General features: G+C 43.9%; 23 protein-coding genes and 1 other RNA gene. 6 read left to right on the plus strand and 18 right to left on the minus strand.

The genetic code is table 11. The annotated features are described in order from the left end of the window. Positions 1 to 75 precede the first annotated feature (75 nt). The 4 genes from kdgT to kdgR are packed head-to-tail and all read right to left on the minus strand — an operon-like array spanning position 76 to position 3,736. The gene (gene kdgT, locus M1M80_RS11295) at positions 76 to 1,068 is read right to left on the minus strand and encodes a 2-keto-3-deoxygluconate transporter (RefSeq protein ID WP_060398876.1); all 993 of its coding nucleotides are present in this window, start codon (positions 1,066 to 1,068) and stop codon (positions 76 to 78) included. A 44-nt stretch (positions 1,069 to 1,112) separates the two neighbouring features. Further along, entirely contained in the window at positions 1,113 to 1,703 is a 591-nt protein-coding gene (gene eda / locus M1M80_RS11300) for a bifunctional 4-hydroxy-2-oxoglutarate aldolase/2-dehydro-3-deoxy-phosphogluconate aldolase (RefSeq protein WP_060398877.1), read from the minus strand. Position 1,704: 1 nt separating this feature from the next. Continuing rightward, positions 1,705 to 2,679 carry a 2-dehydro-3-deoxygluconokinase gene (kdgK, locus tag M1M80_RS11305; protein ID WP_060398878.1) on the minus strand — a complete coding sequence of 325 codons (975 nt, stop codon included), beginning with the start codon at positions 2,677 to 2,679 and terminating at the stop codon, positions 1,705 to 1,707. A 37-nt stretch (positions 2,680 to 2,716) separates the two neighbouring features. Then, a complete protein-coding gene (kdgR, locus tag M1M80_RS11310) occupies positions 2,717 to 3,736 on the minus strand; it encodes a pectin utilization transcriptional regulator KdgR (RefSeq protein WP_060398879.1) in 1,020 nt (339 codons plus the stop codon). 220 nt (positions 3,737 to 3,956) lie between these two features. On the opposite strand from kdgR, the gene kduI reads away from it, so the two are divergent. Continuing rightward, positions 3,957 to 4,784 (plus strand): 5-dehydro-4-deoxy-D-glucuronate isomerase, encoded by an 828-nt coding sequence (gene kduI / locus M1M80_RS11315; RefSeq protein ID WP_004397970.1) that lies wholly within the window; start codon positions 3,957 to 3,959, stop codon positions 4,782 to 4,784. A gap of 1 nt (position 4,785) precedes the next feature. Next, the gene (kduD, locus tag M1M80_RS11320; RefSeq protein WP_060398880.1) at positions 4,786 to 5,550 is read left to right on the plus strand and encodes a 2-dehydro-3-deoxy-D-gluconate 5-dehydrogenase KduD; all 765 of its coding nucleotides are present in this window, start codon (positions 4,786 to 4,788) and stop codon (positions 5,548 to 5,550) included. A 42-nt stretch (positions 5,551 to 5,592) separates the two neighbouring features. Here the strand turns inward: kduD and M1M80_RS11325 are convergent, their stop codons facing one another. Together M1M80_RS11325 and M1M80_RS11330 are read right to left on the minus strand one after the other, a co-directional pair. Beyond that, complete coding sequence (locus M1M80_RS11325) at positions 5,593 to 7,518, minus strand: ATP-dependent DNA helicase (RefSeq protein ID WP_060398881.1); 1,926 nt, start codon at positions 7,516 to 7,518, stop codon at positions 5,593 to 5,595. 103 nt (positions 7,519 to 7,621) lie between these two features. After that, positions 7,622 to 7,813 carry a hypothetical protein gene (locus M1M80_RS11330; protein ID WP_004397973.1) on the minus strand — a complete coding sequence of 64 codons (192 nt, stop codon included), beginning with the start codon at positions 7,811 to 7,813 and terminating at the stop codon, positions 7,622 to 7,624. A gap of 162 nt (positions 7,814 to 7,975) precedes the next feature. Here M1M80_RS11330 and M1M80_RS11335 point away from each other — a divergent pair, with 162 nt between their 5' ends. Further along, the gene (locus M1M80_RS11335) at positions 7,976 to 8,128 is read left to right on the plus strand and encodes a YpzG family protein (RefSeq protein WP_010327933.1); all 153 of its coding nucleotides are present in this window, start codon (positions 7,976 to 7,978) and stop codon (positions 8,126 to 8,128) included. Between the two features lie 52 nt (positions 8,129 to 8,180). Here M1M80_RS11335 and M1M80_RS11340 read toward each other — a convergent pair whose 3' ends face one another. From M1M80_RS11340 to M1M80_RS11380, 9 genes are all read right to left on the minus strand, one after another. Further along, positions 8,181 to 9,338 (minus strand): THUMP domain-containing class I SAM-dependent RNA methyltransferase, encoded by a 1,158-nt coding sequence (locus tag M1M80_RS11340; protein ID WP_060398882.1) that lies wholly within the window; start codon positions 9,336 to 9,338, stop codon positions 8,181 to 8,183. 100 nt (positions 9,339 to 9,438) lie between these two features. Then, an RNA gene (gene rnpB / locus M1M80_RS11345) (RNase P RNA component class B) lies at positions 9,439 to 9,820 on the minus strand. 65 nt (positions 9,821 to 9,885) lie between these two features. Beyond that, complete coding sequence (gene gpsB / locus M1M80_RS11350) at positions 9,886 to 10,182, minus strand: cell division regulator GpsB (RefSeq protein ID WP_003225629.1); 297 nt, start codon at positions 10,180 to 10,182, stop codon at positions 9,886 to 9,888. Positions 10,183 to 10,260: 78 nt separating this feature from the next. Then, complete coding sequence (locus M1M80_RS11355) at positions 10,261 to 10,806, minus strand: SLOG family protein (RefSeq protein ID WP_060400035.1); 546 nt, start codon at positions 10,804 to 10,806, stop codon at positions 10,261 to 10,263. Positions 10,807 to 10,895: 89 nt separating this feature from the next. After that, positions 10,896 to 11,123: a spore coat protein CotD gene (gene cotD, locus M1M80_RS11360; protein ID WP_080010830.1), complete on the minus strand. Its 228-nt coding sequence runs from the start codon at positions 11,121 to 11,123 to the stop codon at positions 10,896 to 10,898. 83 nt (positions 11,124 to 11,206) lie between these two features. Continuing rightward, entirely contained in the window at positions 11,207 to 11,335 is a 129-nt protein-coding gene (locus M1M80_RS11365) for a hypothetical protein (protein ID WP_003230707.1), read from the minus strand. A 100-nt stretch (positions 11,336 to 11,435) separates the two neighbouring features. Continuing rightward, a complete protein-coding gene (locus M1M80_RS11370) occupies positions 11,436 to 12,689 on the minus strand; it encodes a ribonuclease H-like domain-containing protein (protein WP_060398883.1) in 1,254 nt (417 codons plus the stop codon). Positions 12,690 to 12,704: 15 nt separating this feature from the next. Continuing rightward, positions 12,705 to 14,954 carry an ATP-dependent helicase MrfA gene (mrfA, locus tag M1M80_RS11375; RefSeq protein ID WP_060398884.1) on the minus strand — a complete coding sequence of 750 codons (2,250 nt, stop codon included), beginning with the start codon at positions 14,952 to 14,954 and terminating at the stop codon, positions 12,705 to 12,707. Between the two features lie 101 nt (positions 14,955 to 15,055). After that, positions 15,056 to 15,562 (minus strand): PTS sugar transporter subunit IIA, encoded by a 507-nt coding sequence (locus M1M80_RS11380; protein WP_060400036.1) that lies wholly within the window; start codon positions 15,560 to 15,562, stop codon positions 15,056 to 15,058. 137 nt (positions 15,563 to 15,699) lie between these two features. Between M1M80_RS11380 and M1M80_RS11385 the strand changes: the two genes are divergently transcribed. Next, positions 15,700 to 16,119, plus strand: a complete 420-nt coding sequence (locus tag M1M80_RS11385; protein ID WP_060398885.1) for an Hsp20/alpha crystallin family protein — start codon at positions 15,700 to 15,702, stop codon at positions 16,117 to 16,119. A gap of 20 nt (positions 16,120 to 16,139) precedes the next feature. Here the strand turns inward: M1M80_RS11385 and M1M80_RS11390 are convergent, their stop codons facing one another. Beyond that, positions 16,140 to 16,508, minus strand: coding sequence for a YppG family protein (locus M1M80_RS11390; RefSeq protein WP_060398886.1), 369 nt, complete (start codon positions 16,506 to 16,508; stop codon positions 16,140 to 16,142). A gap of 186 nt (positions 16,509 to 16,694) precedes the next feature. Between M1M80_RS11390 and M1M80_RS11395 the strand changes: the two genes are divergently transcribed. Further along, positions 16,695 to 16,883 carry a YppF family protein gene (locus tag M1M80_RS11395; protein ID WP_060398887.1) on the plus strand — a complete coding sequence of 63 codons (189 nt, stop codon included), beginning with the start codon at positions 16,695 to 16,697 and terminating at the stop codon, positions 16,881 to 16,883. A gap of 38 nt (positions 16,884 to 16,921) precedes the next feature. Here M1M80_RS11395 and M1M80_RS11400 read toward each other — a convergent pair whose 3' ends face one another. Both M1M80_RS11400 and M1M80_RS11405 read right to left on the minus strand, forming a co-directional pair. Continuing rightward, positions 16,922 to 17,293: a YppE family protein gene (locus M1M80_RS11400; protein ID WP_060398888.1), complete on the minus strand. Its 372-nt coding sequence runs from the start codon at positions 17,291 to 17,293 to the stop codon at positions 16,922 to 16,924. A gap of 45 nt (positions 17,294 to 17,338) precedes the next feature. Then, the gene (locus tag M1M80_RS11405) at positions 17,339 to 17,584 is read right to left on the minus strand and encodes a DUF5446 family protein (protein ID WP_060398889.1); all 246 of its coding nucleotides are present in this window, start codon (positions 17,582 to 17,584) and stop codon (positions 17,339 to 17,341) included. Positions 17,585 to 17,782: 198 nt separating this feature from the next. On the opposite strand from M1M80_RS11405, the gene sspM reads away from it, so the two are divergent. Then, the gene (sspM, locus tag M1M80_RS11410) at positions 17,783 to 17,887 is read left to right on the plus strand and encodes an acid-soluble spore protein SspM (RefSeq protein ID WP_003225606.1); all 105 of its coding nucleotides are present in this window, start codon (positions 17,783 to 17,785) and stop codon (positions 17,885 to 17,887) included. Positions 17,888 to 17,909: the final 22 nt, after the last annotated feature.

The raw sequence follows: 17,909 nt of genomic DNA on the forward strand, positions 1-17,909 counted from the left end.
CTAATGGAAGGGGGTATGAAAGTCAAATTGTTTGTATAAGAGGCTGCCGGTATTTTTGGCGGCAGCCTTCTTTGTTCAGTTGATCGTCATTTGATTTTTTGGCGGCGGTGTTTTCCGCTTTTTCTCATTGATTTTTTTATCCACCCACACTGTTGCCAGCGGGGTTAGCAGCGAGGTGACAATAACGCTTGTCGCTATGATTGCCGTTGCTGATTCAGCAACTGGCGCAAACGAAGCATTCGCTTCCGCTAATGCGTATGGCACGGCTACAGCCGCCCCCGCCGTAGAGGAAGCTGCCACTCCCGCGACGCCGTCTCCCCGCGCGACAAAACGATCAAGCAAAAACAAGGAGCCGCCCGATAAAATAACGACAGAAACACCGATAAAAATGCCGAGCAGCCCTGATTGGATCAGCATTCCAAAATTCAAGGTGTTGCCGAGCGAAAAGGCAAAAAACGGGATGATCGCGGGTACAACCTTGCTGAATAAGTCTCTGAGATCATGATCAAGATTTCCAAGTATACAGCCGAGTAAAAACGGGATGACAGTCGCTGCCAGCGTTTCCCACGGGAATGCCGCAAGTCCTGTCACACCAAACGTCACCATGGTCATAAAAGGACCTGATTCTGTACTGATAAACGCGAAAGCGCCCGCATCCTCTTTTCTTCCCATATGGTTCATAAGCGCCAAATACAGGCCGCCGTTCGTTTCATTCATTACCGCGACAATTGCTAAAACAGAAAGACCTGCAAAAAAGCCGGATTGTATGCCTTCATCAGGTATAAATTGCGCTGCGATCACGCCAAGCAGCGCCGCAAATCCGACCTTCCCCAATAATAATGTGATTCCTTTCCTTGCGATATAGCCTGAAGAACGAAAATCAATCGTCGCTCCTACGCAAAAAATAAAAACACCCAGTATCGGCAGCGTTCCGGTAATCAAAGCACCCGTAAACCCTCCAAAGAACTCCGCTGTTCCAGGCGCAAACGTATTGAGCGCCGCTCCCAGAAACAGCGGAATAATCATCATTCCGCCAGGTACCCGTTCAATTGTCGCTTTGATTTTCATATGTGGATTCTCCCATCCTCCGGTTATGAAAAAAACAATACCCCTTACACTTGGAAAACAGCCTGCAAATCTTCTTTTGAACAGCTGCCCAGCTGGCTGCCGACACCGACGGCGCCAGCTCCGGCTTTGAGCCAATCCGGCACTTCAGACGGATGTATCCCGCCTGTCGGAATAAAGGTCACCTGCGGGAAAGGGCCCGCTAAATTTTTCATAAACGGGATGCCAAACACACCGCTAGGGAACAGCTTCAATGTAGTAAAACCGCATGTCAGCGCTTCCATAATTTCGCTCGGAGTCAATACGCCGGGGATATAATGTGTCTTTAAAAAAGAAAGATGTTCAGCAAGGTCTGCTGAAAAACCCGGACTGACAATAAACTGCGCGCCAGCCTCAGCAGCTTCTCCCGCTTGCTGCGCAGTGATGACCGTGCCCGCCCCGATTAAAATATCTTCTCTATTACGGAAGGATTCGATAATATCTGATGCCCCAGGCGTCGTATAAGTCACTTCAACCGCACGAACCCCTTTATCAAGTAAACTCTCAATCTGCTGACAGGCCTCCTGTTTATCCTTTGAGCGAATGACTGCAATCAGCCTTGCTTCTTTCAGACGGTTTTCAACGATTTTGGACTCCATATTAATAATCCCCTTTCTTTTGGTAAACCGTTCTTTGAGCAGATAAAAATGCAGCTAATTTCTCCCTGGTCGGCAGTCCGTCCATATCCCCCGGTGCCTGAACTTGCAAAGCGCCAATCGCATTTCCCCTTTGCACCGCATCCTTGTATGACAAACCGTCAAGGATGCCGCTGATCACACCGACTGCAAATCCGTCTCCGGCACCGACTGTATCAACCACCCGATCGACCCGGAAGCCTTCTGCAAATCCTTCACTTTCCCTCGTTTTAAAGTAAGCGCCTTCTTTTCCGAGTTTAATAGCGACAAAGCTGACCCCTTTTTTCAGATAATAGTCGGCAATGCCTTCAGGTGTTTTTTCTCCGGTCAATAGCTCCCCCTCTGCGATCCCCGGGAAAAACCAATCTGCAAGACCAGCCAGATCATTAATGGTATAGGCCATCGTTGCTTGATCTGGCCAAAGCGAAGGCCTTAAATTGGGATCTAACGATACCGTTTTCCCAGTATGTTTCATATCCTTCATTACGTGGTAGGTAAAATCTTTCATTTCAGCAGATAAGGCCGGCGGAATGCCTGTCACATGCAAATGGCCTGCGCCTTGAAAATACTCTCTCGGATATTCAGCAGAAGTTAGTGTGCTTGCAGCTGAGTTTTTCCTGTAATAGGTAACTTGCGGATCGCCTTCTTTCACTTTTGACTTCAGCAGAAGACCGGTGGGATTTCCGTCCTGCGATCGGATCACGCGGGACACATCCACTCCCTCTTTTTTAAGCGCCTCTAAAATAAATGTTCCGAGCTGATCATTACCGACCTTGCTCATCCATCCCATCTGAAATCCGAGTCTGGCCAGGCCGCAAGCAACATTGCTTTCTGCCCCGGCCAGCCCTTTAGAAAAAGTGGATGCTTCATGAAGGCCCCCGTACTCATTTGCGTAAAACATGGCCATCGATTCCCCGAATGTCACCGCATCAAGCTTCATCTTTTCCCAACCTCCTCTTAGTTGAGGGCACCTAGGATTAAAGTGACTTTCTCATGATGACTTCTGCCTCTAATTCAATGGTTTGAGGCGCTCCCTTGTCACCTTCAATCCTTTTTAATACACGTTCCATCGCCGTCCTGCCCATATCATGTGACGGCTGGGCGATCGTTGTAATGCCCGGACCGATCAGTTTGTACCATTCCGTATCGTCGAACCCTGCAATCCCTATATCTTGGGGGATGTGCAGTCCAAGCTCTTCCATACAGCTGATGATTTTCAGCATAATTAAGCCGTTCAAAGCCAGAATCGCTTTTTTTTGCTCTGGCATATCCTTTGAAAAAGAACGAAGCGCCGCCTTAAGCTGCTCCTTGTTTTTCACGTCAATTTCATACATTCTGACAAGCCCGTTCACATTTTGAGCCGAAGCCATTTCTTGATACACAGCTGCTCTTTCTGCACGAGGGCTGATAGATGAAATCGGTTCGGTAAACAGCGCGACATCAGTGTACCCTTTGCTGTAAATCTTCTGAAGAATCTCTTTTGTGATCCTTCTGTTGTCAGTCGTTACCGTATCCAGTTTCAGATCTGGAAGTTTCCGGTCAATTAATATCGTTGGAATGTGCTGTTCGGCAAAGGCGTTCAGTAGATCCTTATTTTCTCCGGTTGCGTTTAAGATCAGCCCCTCAACCGAATGGGCTTCAAGCTTTAAGAGCATTTCCCGCTCTTTTTCAGGACTGTTATCTGTGTTGCACACCATAATGCTGTAGCCATATTGATCACAAACCTCTTCGACTCCCCTGAAAGCCGCGACCGAAAAAGGATTTGTAATGTCAGCTACAACAAATCCGATTAATTTGCTTTTTTTTATTTTCAAACCTTGCGCCATTTTACTTGGCCGATAATTCAATTCTGCAATTGCCTTTTTAATATTTTTCACTTTTTCAGGAGAAATCGCATCAATTTTTCCGTTGATATAGCGGGAAACTGTCGATTTCGAAACTCCTGCACATTCAGCTACGTCTTTGATGGTCGTATGGCCTGTTGTTTTCTTTTTCATTCAAGTGCTCCTGTATCTCATATATTTGAAACCGATTTCAAAACCGTTACAACAAAAGAATACCATATTTTTAAAATTTGGAAAGAGTTTTTTTAATAATGTGCTTATTCACAATTTTTCCGTTGACTCTTTTCACTATTTATCCTAAAATTTTCTTTGAAACCGTTACCAAAATATTTTCATTCAAGTGAGCCGAAATCCTAACCAAGGGGGAAATATAATGGAAAATCGTTATTCTGTACACCCTGAACAAGTTAAACGCTTTACAACAGAGGAGCTTCGCAGCCATTTCTTAATGGATACTTTATTTACGGAAAATAAACTAACGATGTATTACTCACATGAAGACCGGGTTGTCATCGGAGGAGCAGCTCCGGGGCAAAGTGAACTGAAGCTTGATGCCGGGGATTTCCTTAAAACAGACTTCTTCTTGGAACGGCGTGAAATTGGGATTATTAATGTTGGCCAGCCTGGTGCTGTCAGAGTCGGCGATGATGAGTATGTACTTCAAACAAAGGATTTTCTCTATATTGGAATGGGCAATCAGGATGTAGCGTTTACAAGCCTGAACGGAGAAAAAGCTAAGTTTTACTTTATCTCCGCTTGTGCTCATCAAAGCTATCCGACGCAAAAAGCCGCTCTTTCTGAACTGACACCGGACCGCCTTGGTGATGATGCAGCGTCTAATGTCAGAAGCCTGTACAAAGTCATTCATCAAGATGGCATTAAAAGCTGTCAGCTTATGATGGGAATTACGATGCTTGATCAAAACAACAACTGGAACACCATGCCGGCACACGTCCATGATCGCCGGATGGAGGCTTATCTTTACCTTGATCTTGAGAAGGATTCGAAGGTGTTTCACTTCATGGGCCAGCCGGACGAAACACGCCATCTTGTTGTCGGAAATGAGCAGGCTGTCCTTTCTCCTGCCTGGTCTATTCACTCTGGCGCAGGAACATCAAACTACAGCTTTGTATGGGCAATGGCCGGAGAAAACTACACATTCACGGACATGGATGTCGTTCCGATGGATGGGCTGAAATAAGATGAGTTGTCTACATGATGCCTTTTCATTAGAAGGAAAAACAGCGCTGGTAACGGGACCGGGAACGGGAATCGGTCAAGGAATTGCCAAAGCACTGGCTGGGGCTGGCGCTGATATTATCGGCACATCACATAAAAGCAGTCTGTCTGAAACACAGCAGCTTGTCGAACAGGAAGGCCGAACGTTTACGTCTTTTACAATGGATATGAGCAAGCCGGAAGCGATAAAGGATACTGCAGCTGAGCTGTTCGAAAACCGGCAGGTCGATATCCTTGTCAATAATGCCGGCATTATTCACCGGGAAAAAGCGGAACATTTCCCAGAAGAGAACTGGCATCACGTACTGAATGTCAACCTAAACAGCTTGTTTATTCTGACACAGCTGGCAGGCGGACACATGCTGAAAAGAGGTTATGGAAAGATTATTAATATCGCCTCTCTTCTGTCTTTTCAAGGCGGGATCCTTGTTCCCGCATATACAGCGAGCAAACACGCTGTTGCCGGTTTGACTAAATCATTTGCAAATGAGTGGGCAGCGTCCGGCGTTCAGGTGAACGCAATCGCCCCGGGCTATATTTCTACAGCCAATACAAAGCCTATTCAGGACGATGAAAAGCGAAATGAAGACATTTTAAAGAGAATCCCTGCCGGACGGTGGGGCAAAGCGGATGACATCGGCGGGACTGCAGTCTTTTTGGCATCACGTGCTTCAGATTATGTAAATGGACATATTTTAGCAGTAGACGGCGGATGGCTATCCCGCTGACAAATAAAAAAGCTGACGAACACGATCGTCAGCTTTTTTCTATTACATCATATGCGGTTCAACAGGAAGTACCTTTTTGACCTCATCAATGATGCGTTGATTTTCTCCGCCAGCGTAAATGTGAATCGAGCCGCTGTCTTGATTCGAACGAATCAGACGCCCGATACCCTGCCGCACGCGTAATAACATATATGGCAGATCAACTTCTTCGAACGGATCTTTTTTCGCCCCGTTGCGTTTCGCTGTAAATACAGGATCATGAGGCGGGAATGGCAATGACCAAATGGTAACATTCTTCAATGCGTCTCCAGGAATATCGAGTCCTTCCCATAAGTGAACCGAACAAAGCACTGTTTCCTCTTCCTCTTGGAATTTCTCCACTAAGCTGCTGATTTCTTCATCACCTTCAAAGAAAATCGGATACGGCAGCTCCCAGGCCGCCGACAGCTGCTTAAACTCCTTTAATTCCTCAAAAGAAGGGAAAAGCACCAGCGTTCTGCCTTTATAACGCTTGATCGTTTCAATCGTTTCAGCTGTTTTTTGTTCAGCGGTCATTTCTGTTTTTGCATATAGATTAACGGTCATTTGCTCGTCATAATCATAAGGAGAATCAACGGTTAACGACAAATAATCATGAATCCCGAGACTGTCGGCAATATAATCAAATGAACCGCCTTCTGACAGCGTAGCAGAAGAGAAGATATAAGGAATTTTCTTAGAAAATACTTTTTCGCCAAGCACTTCTGCCACCGTTCTCGGCATTACAACAAAGGTTGATTCTGCTCCCTTTTTCTCCAGCCAGCTGATCGCATCCTTTTGATATAGAGATAATGAATACGCCATTTGTTCAACATATTCTTCCACAACTGACAGCTCGTATTGATCAATCGTGTACATCTCAGACTCGAACACGAGAGCCTCCCCGATTTTATCGAGCAAACGGCAAAGCTCGTCCGCCGCCTTTTTGACACGCTGGTCATTTTTTATTTCTAGACGGTGTGAACCGGCTACTTCTTTTGATTCTTCAGAAAGAACATAGAAAAATTCGTCGTTCGCAGCAAGCGCATCTTCAATCAGTTCAGCAAACTCTTCTCTGATGTCATTTTGAAGCAAACGTTCTAAAAACAATTCAAGAGTAGACTGCTTCACTCTGTAGGTTAACGCTTTTTGTGCGGCAAACTCTAACAGATGCCCTTCATCAAATACAACCGCACTATGATCAGGCAGCAGCGGCAGCTGGCCCTCTCGTTTGCGTGACTCTTCCGTCCACACATGCTCCATATAAAAATCATGGGAACAAATGATCAAGTCTGTAGACTTTCGGTAATAATCTCTGGAAAGCGTCAAACCGCATCTGTGTCTCATATCACAAGTCAGACAATCCTGAAACGAGTCGTAGCTTACTTCAGACCATTGTTCATTCGATAGATTTGCGTACTGCTTACGGTCGCCATACGGATAAAAGCGCTGCATCGCCTGTGATTCATGGACAAATGACGGTAATGACTCATAAAGATCCAGCCATTTATCATCATCAGAGCGCTGCATTGTTTTTTCAAGCTTCTTCAAGCATAAATATTGCTCATGTGACTTCGACAGCCTTGTATCTATTTTCAGATCCAAATGTTCCGCCAGCTTCGAAATATCGCCCTCTTTTTTCACAAGCTGTTCGATTAATGTTTCATCAGCACAAGCAATAATGGCGGGTTTGCCGACATATCTTGCATAGCTGATCGCGAAAAGAAGATAAACCAGCGTTTTCCCCGTTCCCACTCCAGCTTCGGCAAACATGACTTTTTTCTCTTTAAACGCCCGCTCCAGCTGAAAAGCCATAAATACTTGCTCATCCCGAAGATCAAACCCTTTTTCGGGAAGGATATCGTAAAACACGTCACCAATCCAATTGTTCAATTCTTCATAAAAATTCTTTGTTTTCGTTAAAGAAAAAGGCAAACGTGATGTTGTCACCTAGTTCCAACCCCCAACTATTCGACATTCAGACCACCAATAATATCATTTCCTACTGATGAATACAATAAAAAAACTTGGCAATGCCAAGTTTTTTTGCAGCTTACTTTCGATTGATCACATGCGACGATAAAAAAGGATGGTCTGTTGAATAAATATGTTCCACCGCTTTTTCTAAATCATTTTGCGCATGCGACATCACAGACGGAGACGAATCAGCCCCGAGCTCCTTCAGCTCGTTTGCTGTTGCGTCAAGCGCCCTTTGAATAAGATTAAAATGTTCGCTGTTTAGCATGAGATCACCTCTGATGGAAATAATCATCATTGTATGCGAACTTTTCATTTTATATACATGCTTTCCGCATGTTATTACCGAAACATGCACAAACTACATTCGATATTCCGTACCCGGATTATCCGTCTTATCAACAATATTCTATCAGGGAGTGATGTTGACATGAGTTATAGAAATCGATTAGATCAGCATTCTGAACTGTTTCATCACAATTGGACGCGGCCTAAACGTTCTAAGTCTCAAGTAAACGGTCACACTGAAATGTCCCAAACCAACATTATATTGAGAAGCAACGCGAAAGCTCACCGTTGGTAACGATAGAATATGGCTGAAAGATGAAAGAAGACGCATGCAGAGCGTCTTCTTTTTATGCGTTTTCTGTTTTCTTGCGCTGCGGTCTTACTTTTGACCAGTATTGATAATAATCCGTTTTAATAAATCCGTTAAAGAGCTTTCGTTTCTTCGTCGCTTTTCTGCCGTAAGCTTCCTCAAAATTCTCGTTTGATGTCAGCATATACACAGACCAGGTATCAAGCGGTTCGAACGCCTGTCCCATTTCTTTGTACATCTGCTCAACGGCTTTTTTCTCGCCGAGACGCTCTCCGTATGGCGGGTTACCGACAATTACGCCAAACTCCAGATTTGTCGTAAAGTCCTTGACCTGCATCTGCTTAAATTCGATTAAATCTCCCAAGCCTGCTTCCTCTGCATTCTCTTTTGCGATTTGAACCATGCGGTGGTCTATGTCGCTTGCGAAAATCGTAAGCGGCTGGTCATAGTTGGCCTTTTCTTCGACTTCAAGCCGTGCTTTGTCCCACAGATCTTTACCGATCCATTCCCAATCCTCTGAGACAAAATCGCGGTTAAATCCAGGGGCGATGTTTTGACCGATTAACGCGGCTTCAATCGCAATCGTTCCGGAACCGCAGAAAGGATCGACAAATGGACGGTCCGGGGTCCAATTGGTTAATTGCACTAAAGCGGCAGCAAGTGTTTCTTTAATCGGCGCGCCGCCCTGATCGACACGATATCCTCGTTTGTGGAGGCCTGTCCCCGACGAATCCAATGTAATAATTGCTTGATCTTTTAATAAAGAAATTTCCACCTTATACTCGGCACCTGTTTCTTCAATCCAGTCATTGGCTTTGCCTGACTGGAGCTTGAGCTTTTCGACAATTGCTTTTTTGACGATCCGCTGACAGTCAGGAACGCTTGCTAGTGTTGATTTCACCGATTTCCCGATGACAGGGAATTTCCCGTTTTCAGGTATAAATGAGCGCCAGTTAATCGCTTTCGTTTTTTCAAATAGTTCATCAAATGTTTTCGCTTTAAAAGAAGCAACCTGAACCTTTATGCGGTCGGCTGTTCTAAGCCAAAGGTTCGCGCGGCAAATGGCAAGCGCATCACCTTCAAAAATAACTTTTCCGTTATCAACCTTGCATTCGTATCCTAAATCTCGTACTTCCTTTGCGACAACAGCTTCAATGCCCATCGGCGCCGTTGCAATTAGTGTATACTTCTTCATCGTATCACCCTGTCTTTTAAAACTTTTCTTTTCTCAAGATAAAAGCTCTCCTTATACGGGAGAGCTTGTTTTCATCATTTTAAATGTAAGTGGTCTAACGTTCTGTAAGCCATGTTTTGTTCCGTCGTACTGCAAACGGCTCATCACCTCGTACTCAGGCGGCAATCATCTATCTACAGAAAGCATTCTGTCCTTCTCTCCGTTGAATTCCGTCAAGAAGGTTCCCCTACCAAAATTTGGGTTTCTCGCTCGAGGGGTTTACCGCGTTCCACTCTCACCATTTCTAGTGAGACTTCGTCACTGTGGCACTTTCAAGGATACTCAGCCATATCCAAAGGACGTAGGCTTTTTTCCTGCCGTCAGCCTATCAAGGCTGCCCTAGCTTATGACTTCGCTAGGCACGAACACTACGGGCATCTCAGCACCGTGCGAGCATGGACTTTCCTCTACAGATTCAAGATCTGCAGCGATTACCCGAACGTTAAGAACATGAATTATTATATAACAACTGATTGCAATTTACAAGCGCCATTTTTTTCAAGGGCAATCAATCATAAAGCTTGCTGCCAAACACGTGTTTTTCTAAGTTAGACAGCCGTTTTAAAATATCAAAGTTCGTTGTGTTAGATTGCACAGGCTGTTTTTTGCTGGCTTCTTCAAGCTGCTTTTTCAGCTGCAGATTTTCCTGCTGCAGTTCTTCGATTTCTTGATGGAAGGTTTCATAATCCTTAATAATCATATCTAAAAATTTGTCAACGTCTTCTTGCTTGTAGCCTCTAACGCCTGTTTTAAATTCTTTTTCCAAAATTTCTTTCGCAGAAAGCTTTACTTTATCAGCAAGCATCTTTTTCACCTCGTATCGTGAATCATCACCTTATATTTTTTCAGAAATCTGTACGGTTGTCAAATTTCTCTTTCTTTGTTACAAGTAGCTGTCTTCCTCTACCGTCACTCTCAGATCATCCATTGTAATAAAGTAGATGGGATAGCCATCCTGTTCGCGCCTTTTTTCCGCTGTCCCAAGCATATACTTAGGGGAGCCTTCCTTTTCCGGGTCATATAAAAGCAGAAGCCCATTGGACTTATCAATGAAGAACTGATTTTTTTGTTTAAATTGAAGCGGGCTTTCATACGGACGGTGAGTCAGGCTTGCTTCATAGTCTGCCTGAGCCAGAACTGCTTCATACAGTTCCTTATTCGGTTCTTTCCAGTTCTTTTCCTGCTCGTAAAATGGCGTAATGACAGCTACCTTTAAGTCAGGGTATTCTTCCTGCAAATCATATGCAGCTTCGGCAGCCCATAGTTCCGTCCCAAGCTGACCTGAAATTAAAATCCATTCTAATCCTTCATCCAAAAAAGCAATCAGCCGGTTCTTAATGGCTTTTTTTATGTAATACAGCGCCTTGTCATCCTGTTTAAATATCCCGAGTTCAAACGGTTTATAGCCCGTTATTGCCAATACTTTCATCATTTCACCTGCTTTAAAAAATGGGGCTCCCGTTGGGCCCCATTTGATGTGCTGCATTGTTTACACCATCAAGCTGCACGTTTTCCATACTAATAGTCGCAGCAAGGTTTTCCTGCTTGAAAATGCTGATGCGTAGCCGGATCAACATTTGAGAAAGTGTGTGGAAAGTAGTGAACGTGCTGAAAATGCTGGTGGTTTACGTTTGTTGTATGCTGTGGATGAATGTGCGGCACGATAGTCTTCGAAAACGTATGGTGTTCACAGCAATGAGTAGGATGGACAATTGGCGCCACCATATGCGGTCTGCAGTGATGCATGATAAAATCCCCTTTCCATAAACTTTATTACAATACTAAGCTATGAAAAATTAGGGGTACATGTTCTAATACAAAGACCTATTTTAAAAGTGTGCAATTAAGCTGTCTTTAAAGTTTGAAAACACAAAAGCAATCAAAAATACCACAACAAAGAACAAGTAAAAAACACCCTTATACATACCAACTCTCCCTTTAAAAATAACTAACGTCATTTTACAGGATTCGCCGCTATTCTACAACAAAATCGATGTGAATTCAGCAAAAAAAATTCATGGCGAAACAAGTCGTCTTTTGCGCTTTCCCGGGGAATATTTAAGAGGAATATTTCCTCTTCAGCCGGGCGATTCTCACATGCAGTTTTTCTGTTTCTTTTTCTGATAAGAATGCCACATCGCTAAGTAATTGTTCAGTTATATGCAATGCTTTCCCGAACGCTTTTTCCTTATGCTCAAAATATTTCGCAAGCTCTATCACAGCATCATATCTGCACTTCTGATTTTGGGAGCGGGACAGCTTTTCCCAAAGCGGCACTGCTTCTGCCAACCGGTTTTGTTTCTTGTACAGGAGCGATAAATCGAGCAGCGCTCTGTCCTGATCCTCAAACGGCTTTTCTTTAAGCGTTTCAAGCTGTTTGACCGCCTGATCCGTTTCTTTATGGGCCATAAACCATTTCGCCATTGCATAAGCTTCTCTGTGCTCTTTTGGCGAATGTGATTCTGAAAGAATTTTTTTAGACATATGAATGTACAATGAAATGAGCGATAGCACATCCATTTCATTATGATGCAGGACACCTTTTAGAAGATCCGGCTCTTGCGCCTTGATAAAATGAAAGTAAAGCATTGGCGCCAAATAGCCCGGTGTATCTTCTTGTCTGCGGATGCCGAGCTCCTCTTTTTCAACCGTGCCAAGTGATACACGGTCCATTTTGTGTTTCCACAGGCGTCTTGCCCCATGCAGAAGGTCAAAGTGGCCGAACTCCGGGAGCTTAGGAAGTCTGTCGCGGATCAATGTGTGCCTTGTTTTCACCTGTGGCCAATCGAAGGCTTTTCCGTTGTACGTAACAAGTGATGTAATGTCAACCTCGCTTAAAAAGCTTTGATACAAGGCGACTTCATTCCCCGGTTTGGGCAAAAGATGCTGTTTGACTGTCACTCGGTCTTCATATACTCTCGCATGACCAAGCAAAAAAATAGTATTTCCGGCTCCGCCTCCAAGACCGGTTGTTTCTGTATCAAAGAAAAAGAGACTGTTTTTCTTATACCCTTTTGCTGACAACGTATGCGACAGGCTGCTTTGATTCCACAATGTGATCACTTCATCAAGCTGAGAAAAACTGTACAACCCATGGCGGTGAGAAAGCGGATATTCTACTTCCCTGGTGAGGCAGTATTCATCTTCGAAGAAAAAAGGCTTCATGCCAAAAGCCTCCCACTCTTCTAAAAACGGAATTTCAGCATGGTTTTCAACGCGTTTGTTTTCTTGTTTACCCGCTTCTATTTTATGTTCCCCTTCATCAAGCATCATATGCTTTTTCATTCGCTGAAGTTTCCCTTTTAATGACATATCTGACCTCCCTCCTTACGACATTTGATCCAACAGCTGCAAAATTCTTTCCTTTGCTTTTATCCCGTCTATTTCGGTACCTATACAAGACGGACAGCCGTCATGGCAGGGACATTGTTTAATCAGCTGTTTCGCAGCTTCATTAATATCTGCAAATCGTTTGAAGACTTCATCCGCCAAACCGATACCGCCCGGATAATGATCATATAAAAATATGGTCGGCAATCCGGTATGGGCTGCTTTGATTTGAGAAACGACATGCACATCGTTTCGGTCACACATGATATACACAGGAACAATATGCTGCAGCACATTCGAAATGCCAAGAAGCAGCTGTTCCAGCGTCTTTTCCCCGATGTCTTCGTCTGCTGTTTTGATTTCGAGCCAAGCTGCACTTGTATGCAGTTCTTCTTCCGGCAAATGAATAGGACCAGAGCCAATATTTTCGAAAGTGGTCATTTTTATTTTTTTAAAAATGGTCGGCAGGGCATTGACAGTGACGTCACCATAGTGCAGTGACGTACGGCTGTTTTCTGTCGTTTTATCAACTTCTAATACTTTTAGCTGAACTGCCAGGTTGGCATCCGTATAATATTCAACATCGACTTTCCTGACATAAGCCTTTTTATGGTCCCAATCGAGCTTCTCTACTTGGTATTGGACCCCTTCATGCAAATAAATCGCTTCATCATGCAAAAGCGTCATCGCGCTAAATCGATCCATTTCACCGATAATCCTTACATTTGCAATATCTGACTGATCAACAATGACGACATTTTCTTGTGATGCGGAGCGCAAACTGATATTTGAAGCAGGGAACGATTCACTTGCCCAATGATACCGTTCGCCATTGCGGTGAAGAACAGCCTCTTCCTGAAGGTACTCAAGAATGTCACTGACATCCATCGGTCCAAACTCTTCATCAGCTCTAAAAGGAAGCTCATAAGCCGCACACTTTAAGTGGTCTACTAAAATAATCAAATTCTCAGGATTGATTCTTGCAGATTCCGGCGAACGGTTAAAGAAGTATTCTGGATGGCGTACAATATATTGGTCAATCGGCGTTGAATTGGCGACCATGATAATCAAAGACTCACCGTGTCTTCTGCCGGCTCGTCCCGCCTGCTGCCATGCACTTGCCACACTTCCAGGATAACCCGTCATCACACACACTTGCAGCTGTCCGATATCAACACCAAGCTCTAAGGCATTCGTACTGACAACTCCTAAAATCTCGCCTTCTCTTAACCCTCTTTCGATTTCTCTCCGCTCTTTCGGAAGATAGCCTCCCCGATAGCCTCTGATTGACTTTGTCCCGATCTCTTTTTTCACAAGCTCTTGAATATGGCTTAAAATAATTTCCACCCGGACTCTGCTTCTGGCAAAAACAATGGTCTGCACTTTGTTTTTCAGAAACTCTTTCGCCAGTTCATTCACTTCTGCTGTTGCACTCTTTCTGATATTCAGCGGTTTGTTCACAATTGGCGGATTATAAAACACAAAGTGCTTCCGTCCGCTCGGGGCACCGTTGTCATCGACCAGCCGCATCGGTTTGCCCGTCAGCTGCTCCCCCAATTCCTTCGGGTTGGCAATCGTAGCGGAAGTGCAAATAAAAATTGGATCACTTCCGTAAAACCGGCAGATACGCTTCAGCCGCCGGATCACATTCGCCACATGGCTCCCGAAAACACCGCGATACGTATGAAGCTCATCGATGACGATATACTTAAGGTTTTCAAACAAACTGACCCATTTCGTATGATGCGGAAGAATGGCAGAATGCAGCATATCGGGGTTTGTAATGACAATATGTCCTGCTTTTCTCACTTTTTGTCTGATTGCCGGAGACGTATCCCCGTCATATGTAAAGCTTTTAATATCAATGCCCATTTCATCAATGATTTCATTTAGCTCGCTCTTTTGGTCCTGTGCCAGCGCTTTAGTCGGAAATAAATATAGCGCCCGGTTTGTTTCGTCTTGGGCGATGGACTGCAGGACTGGGAGGTTATAGCATAACGTTTTTCCTGATGCGGTTGGCGTTACGGTAACGATGCTCTCTCCTTTTTGCACACATTGAAAAGCGGAATATTGGTGGGTATATAGTTCATCAATGCCCCTATTCGAAAGGGCTGTCTTTATTCTCTCGTCTATACTTTCAGGCATCGGCCTTGTTCTTGCTTCACGAGGCTCAATTTCATGCCAATTCACAACGTTTTCATTTCCTTTTAACTCAGAAATGAGCTCAGTTAGTGATTTCTTTTTCATACTTTACACCTCTTTGTCAAATACAGTTTACCGAATATTCGTTTGCATGGCTAGGTGCAAATTTTATACAATCAAACAAAAAAGCAAGGCATACGCCCTGCTTATTTCGCTTTTATTGTGAGGAGCTTTGTTTCACCTTTATGCGCAGCTTTTTCGCCTGCCGGCACAATTGATCCTACAGCTTCACCATTCATTATAACGATCGGGATGACTGTACTGCTCGCTTTTTCTTTTATTAATTCCAAATCACACGTAATCAGCGGGTCACCGACCTTCACTTTGTCCCCTTCTTTAATGTGGGCAGTAAACCCTTCTCCGTTCATATTGACCGTTTCCAGCCCGACATGAATTAACATTTCTATTCCCGAGCGAGTCCGAATGCCAACGGCGTGTTTGGTGTGGAAAATCTGAATCACTTCACCTTCAGCAGGTGAAACGATTTCACCGTTTGAGGGTTCCACCGCTATTCCCTCACCCATCATTTTCTGTGAAAAAACAGGGTCCGGCACATCCGTCAAGTCCATTACCGTACCGTCTGCCGGAGAATAAATAACCTCTTCTGTCACTTTTTCCTGAGTTTTGCCCATTCCGAATAATTTTTTCAGCAATGTGTTTTCTCCCTTCTCATTCACTTCAACCGCTATCCCTTCATTCATCACTATTTAACCACACTTTCAATTTTGCTTCAATTTATAACAACATCTGGCACAGGCGCATAATCTGGTTAAAAAAGGCGGTGGCAGATTTGGAATTCTTTGATGACAAAAAGAACGAACTGCAAAAGAAAGAAGAAATCATTACACAGGCAATAGACCATCTTTTTCAATCCTCAGCGTTCGGCAACCTTTTAAACGGATTTCAGAACCTGATCAACTCGAGTTTAAAAGATGTGCAGACGACCATACAGCTCAGAGAAAGAGATACAGGGCTGTATGTCGATATCACAATTCCGTCGACGTTTCGAGACGGCGACATCGTCGTTGATATTGAATCTAGGTATCTTCATGTCACACTTCAAGAAAAACAGCAACAGCAATATGAGGCCACTTTGACAACCATGACGAGAACGGTGCAGCTGCCTTATGAAGTTCGCCAAGAAGATATGGAAACATCTTGGAACGAGCAGACAATGACGCTTTTCTTTCCAAAAAATAAGCATGAATGAGCGATTCATTCATGCTTCTATCATTTGAAAAAGCTAGTAAATCCCTTTATTAAAGATCCGACCTGATTCATTGCACTCATCACTTGACCTGTCGTATCCATCATTTTATTAAAATCAAACTGCCCATTGTCTTTTTTGAACTGCGACATAATACTTTGAAATTGTGAGGGCTGCTGCTGATTTGGCCTTGGGATTGGATAAGGGTTGGAAAATACAGGCGGCTGCATTGGCATAGAATGGATCGGAGCATACGGCTGATAATAATCCGGCTGCCCATAATGCTGCTGCGGCAAGTATTGCCCAGGTGCAGCCTGCTGATAATATCCCTGCATTTGTTGAGGATAATAATAGCCCATTTGCCGAGGATAGCTTTGAGAACTCCAGTTCATTGCGATTCCCCCCAAACTCAACATGTTTCTCTTCTATATATGTATGAATGAAGTCTATTGTTTGTGTCACAGGTCCTGATCCGTGTTTGTCAAATTGTGTCGAAAGTTTAAATTTTTTAAAAACAGAAAAAAGTCGAATCATTGTGGTACCATTTCTTCAATACAGATGAGAGGGGATGCACCATAATGAACGTATCATACTTAAGCAAACGTTTTGCAGAAATGAAGAAATATGAAACAAACTGTATGAATAAACTGATGGACTTTGCCAAGTTCCTCTATATTCAAGGACATCTCAGCACAACTGAGTTTCGTAACAGTATGAAGGTTCTCGAAGCAAATGGAGCAGAAAGTCCGGCATATGAGCTGAATTAACGTCCGGCCCCCTATAACAAACGAAAAGAAGACAGCCTTTACCGGCTGTCTTCTCTTGCAATTTCATCCTTTACTGCGTGCAATGTGTAAAGGACTGACTCAGTGATATCCTTGAATCGTTTTTTATGAATATGATGAACATATGATTGAAGGACCAATTCCTGAAAATTATCCTTTGCGGTCTCGATCTGCTCTCTATGCACATATTTCGGGCGGCGGGCTTTTATCAGTTCAAGCGCCCCTTGCGCCCAGCGAGCTGCCAGAACATCATTCTCTTCAACTGCAGGCTTTATCGTCTCAAAAAAATCATAAGAAAGATCACTGTCTTTTCCTTCCTGATATCGATCAGCGCCTTTTTCAGCAGCTTCAATCATTTGCTCGGTCATTTCCAGTAATGTTTGTGATTGCAACACCCTTCACCTCAATGCATATCGTACCAAATTTTGCTCGCAAATTCAGCCGATGCGGTATACCTTTTCAAATGCATACCTGTGTTCAGGCGAGTGATACAGCTCATTTATACAAATATGAAGGTCCATGATTTCTTCTTCCAGCACACTCAGGCGCTCGTTTTCCGTTTCCCGCATCTCAGCCTCAAATGAGTTTAAAGAATAATTCAGGCTCTGCTCAGCTCGGGTTAATTCGTCTTCTATATCAGAAAGCATACGGAGAATATCTGTCTTGCTTACGTAACCGGACATTCGTGTACCTCCCTTTCCTCGTCTCTCCTGGTTAACATTCTTTGCTCTTCAGGCTCTTTCCTTCCTCATGACAAAACTAGAAGCAAATCGCCAAACAAACACGTATTCCACGAAAAGCTGAAGTTTTCGACAAAAACACCCGCAAAAATTGTATGATCCTCTCCCTTAATGCAAACGATACTTGTGAGGAGGTGCCGTATGAAAACAAGACCGAAAAAAGCCGGCCAGCAAAAAAAGACTGAATCAAAAGCAATCGATTCTTTAGATAAAAAACTAGGCGGCCCGAACCGCCCTTCTACGTAAGAAGCAAGGGATATCCCTTGCT

It is taken from the genome of Bacillus inaquosorum (assembly GCF_023238325.1).
GTDB lineage: Bacteria > Bacillota > Bacilli > Bacillales > Bacillaceae > Bacillus > Bacillus inaquosorum.

Coding starts and splice junctions, on each gene's coding strand:
- kdgT (WP_060398876.1), bottom strand. CDS start 1,068: ATGAAAATCAAAGCGACAATTGAACGGGTACCTGGCGGAATGATGATT.
- eda (WP_060398877.1), bottom strand. CDS start 1,703: ATGGAGTCCAAAATCGTTGAAAACCGTCTGAAAGAAGCAAGGCTGATT.
- kdgK (WP_060398878.1), bottom strand. CDS start 2,679: ATGAAGCTTGATGCGGTGACATTCGGGGAATCGATGGCCATGTTTTAC.
- kdgR (WP_060398879.1), bottom strand. CDS start 3,736: ATGAAAAAGAAAACAACAGGCCATACGACCATCAAAGACGTAGCTGAA.
- kduI (WP_004397970.1), top strand. CDS start 3,957: ATGGAAAATCGTTATTCTGTACACCCTGAACAAGTTAAACGCTTTACA.
- kduD (WP_060398880.1), top strand. CDS start 4,786: ATGAGTTGTCTACATGATGCCTTTTCATTAGAAGGAAAAACAGCGCTG.
- M1M80_RS11330 (WP_004397973.1), bottom strand. CDS start 7,813: ATGCTAAACAGCGAACATTTTAATCTTATTCAAAGGGCGCTTGACGCA.
- M1M80_RS11335 (WP_010327933.1), top strand. CDS start 7,976: ATGAGTTATAGAAATCGATTAGATCAGCATTCTGAACTGTTTCATCAC.
- M1M80_RS11340 (WP_060398882.1), bottom strand. CDS start 9,338: ATGAAGAAGTATACACTAATTGCAACGGCGCCGATGGGCATTGAAGCT.
- gpsB (WP_003225629.1), bottom strand. CDS start 10,182: ATGCTTGCTGATAAAGTAAAGCTTTCTGCGAAAGAAATTTTGGAAAAA.
- M1M80_RS11355 (WP_060400035.1), bottom strand. CDS start 10,806: ATGAAAGTATTGGCAATAACGGGCTATAAACCGTTTGAACTCGGGATA.
- cotD (WP_080010830.1), bottom strand. CDS start 11,123: ATGCATCACTGCAGACCGCATATGGTGGCGCCAATTGTCCATCCTACT.
- M1M80_RS11365 (WP_003230707.1), bottom strand. CDS start 11,335: ATGACGTTAGTTATTTTTAAAGGGAGAGTTGGTATGTATAAGGGTGTT.
- M1M80_RS11370 (WP_060398883.1), bottom strand. CDS start 12,689: ATGTCATTAAAAGGGAAACTTCAGCGAATGAAAAAGCATATGATGCTT.
- mrfA (WP_060398884.1), bottom strand. CDS start 14,954: ATGAAAAAGAAATCACTAACTGAGCTCATTTCTGAGTTAAAAGGAAAT.
- M1M80_RS11390 (WP_060398886.1), bottom strand. CDS start 16,508: ATGAACTGGAGTTCTCAAAGCTATCCTCGGCAAATGGGCTATTATTAT.
- M1M80_RS11395 (WP_060398887.1), top strand. CDS start 16,695: ATGAACGTATCATACTTAAGCAAACGTTTTGCAGAAATGAAGAAATAT.
- M1M80_RS11405 (WP_060398889.1), bottom strand. CDS start 17,584: ATGTCCGGTTACGTAAGCAAGACAGATATTCTCCGTATGCTTTCTGAT.
- sspM (WP_003225606.1), top strand. CDS start 17,783: ATGAAAACAAGACCGAAAAAAGCCGGCCAGCAAAAAAAGACTGAATCA.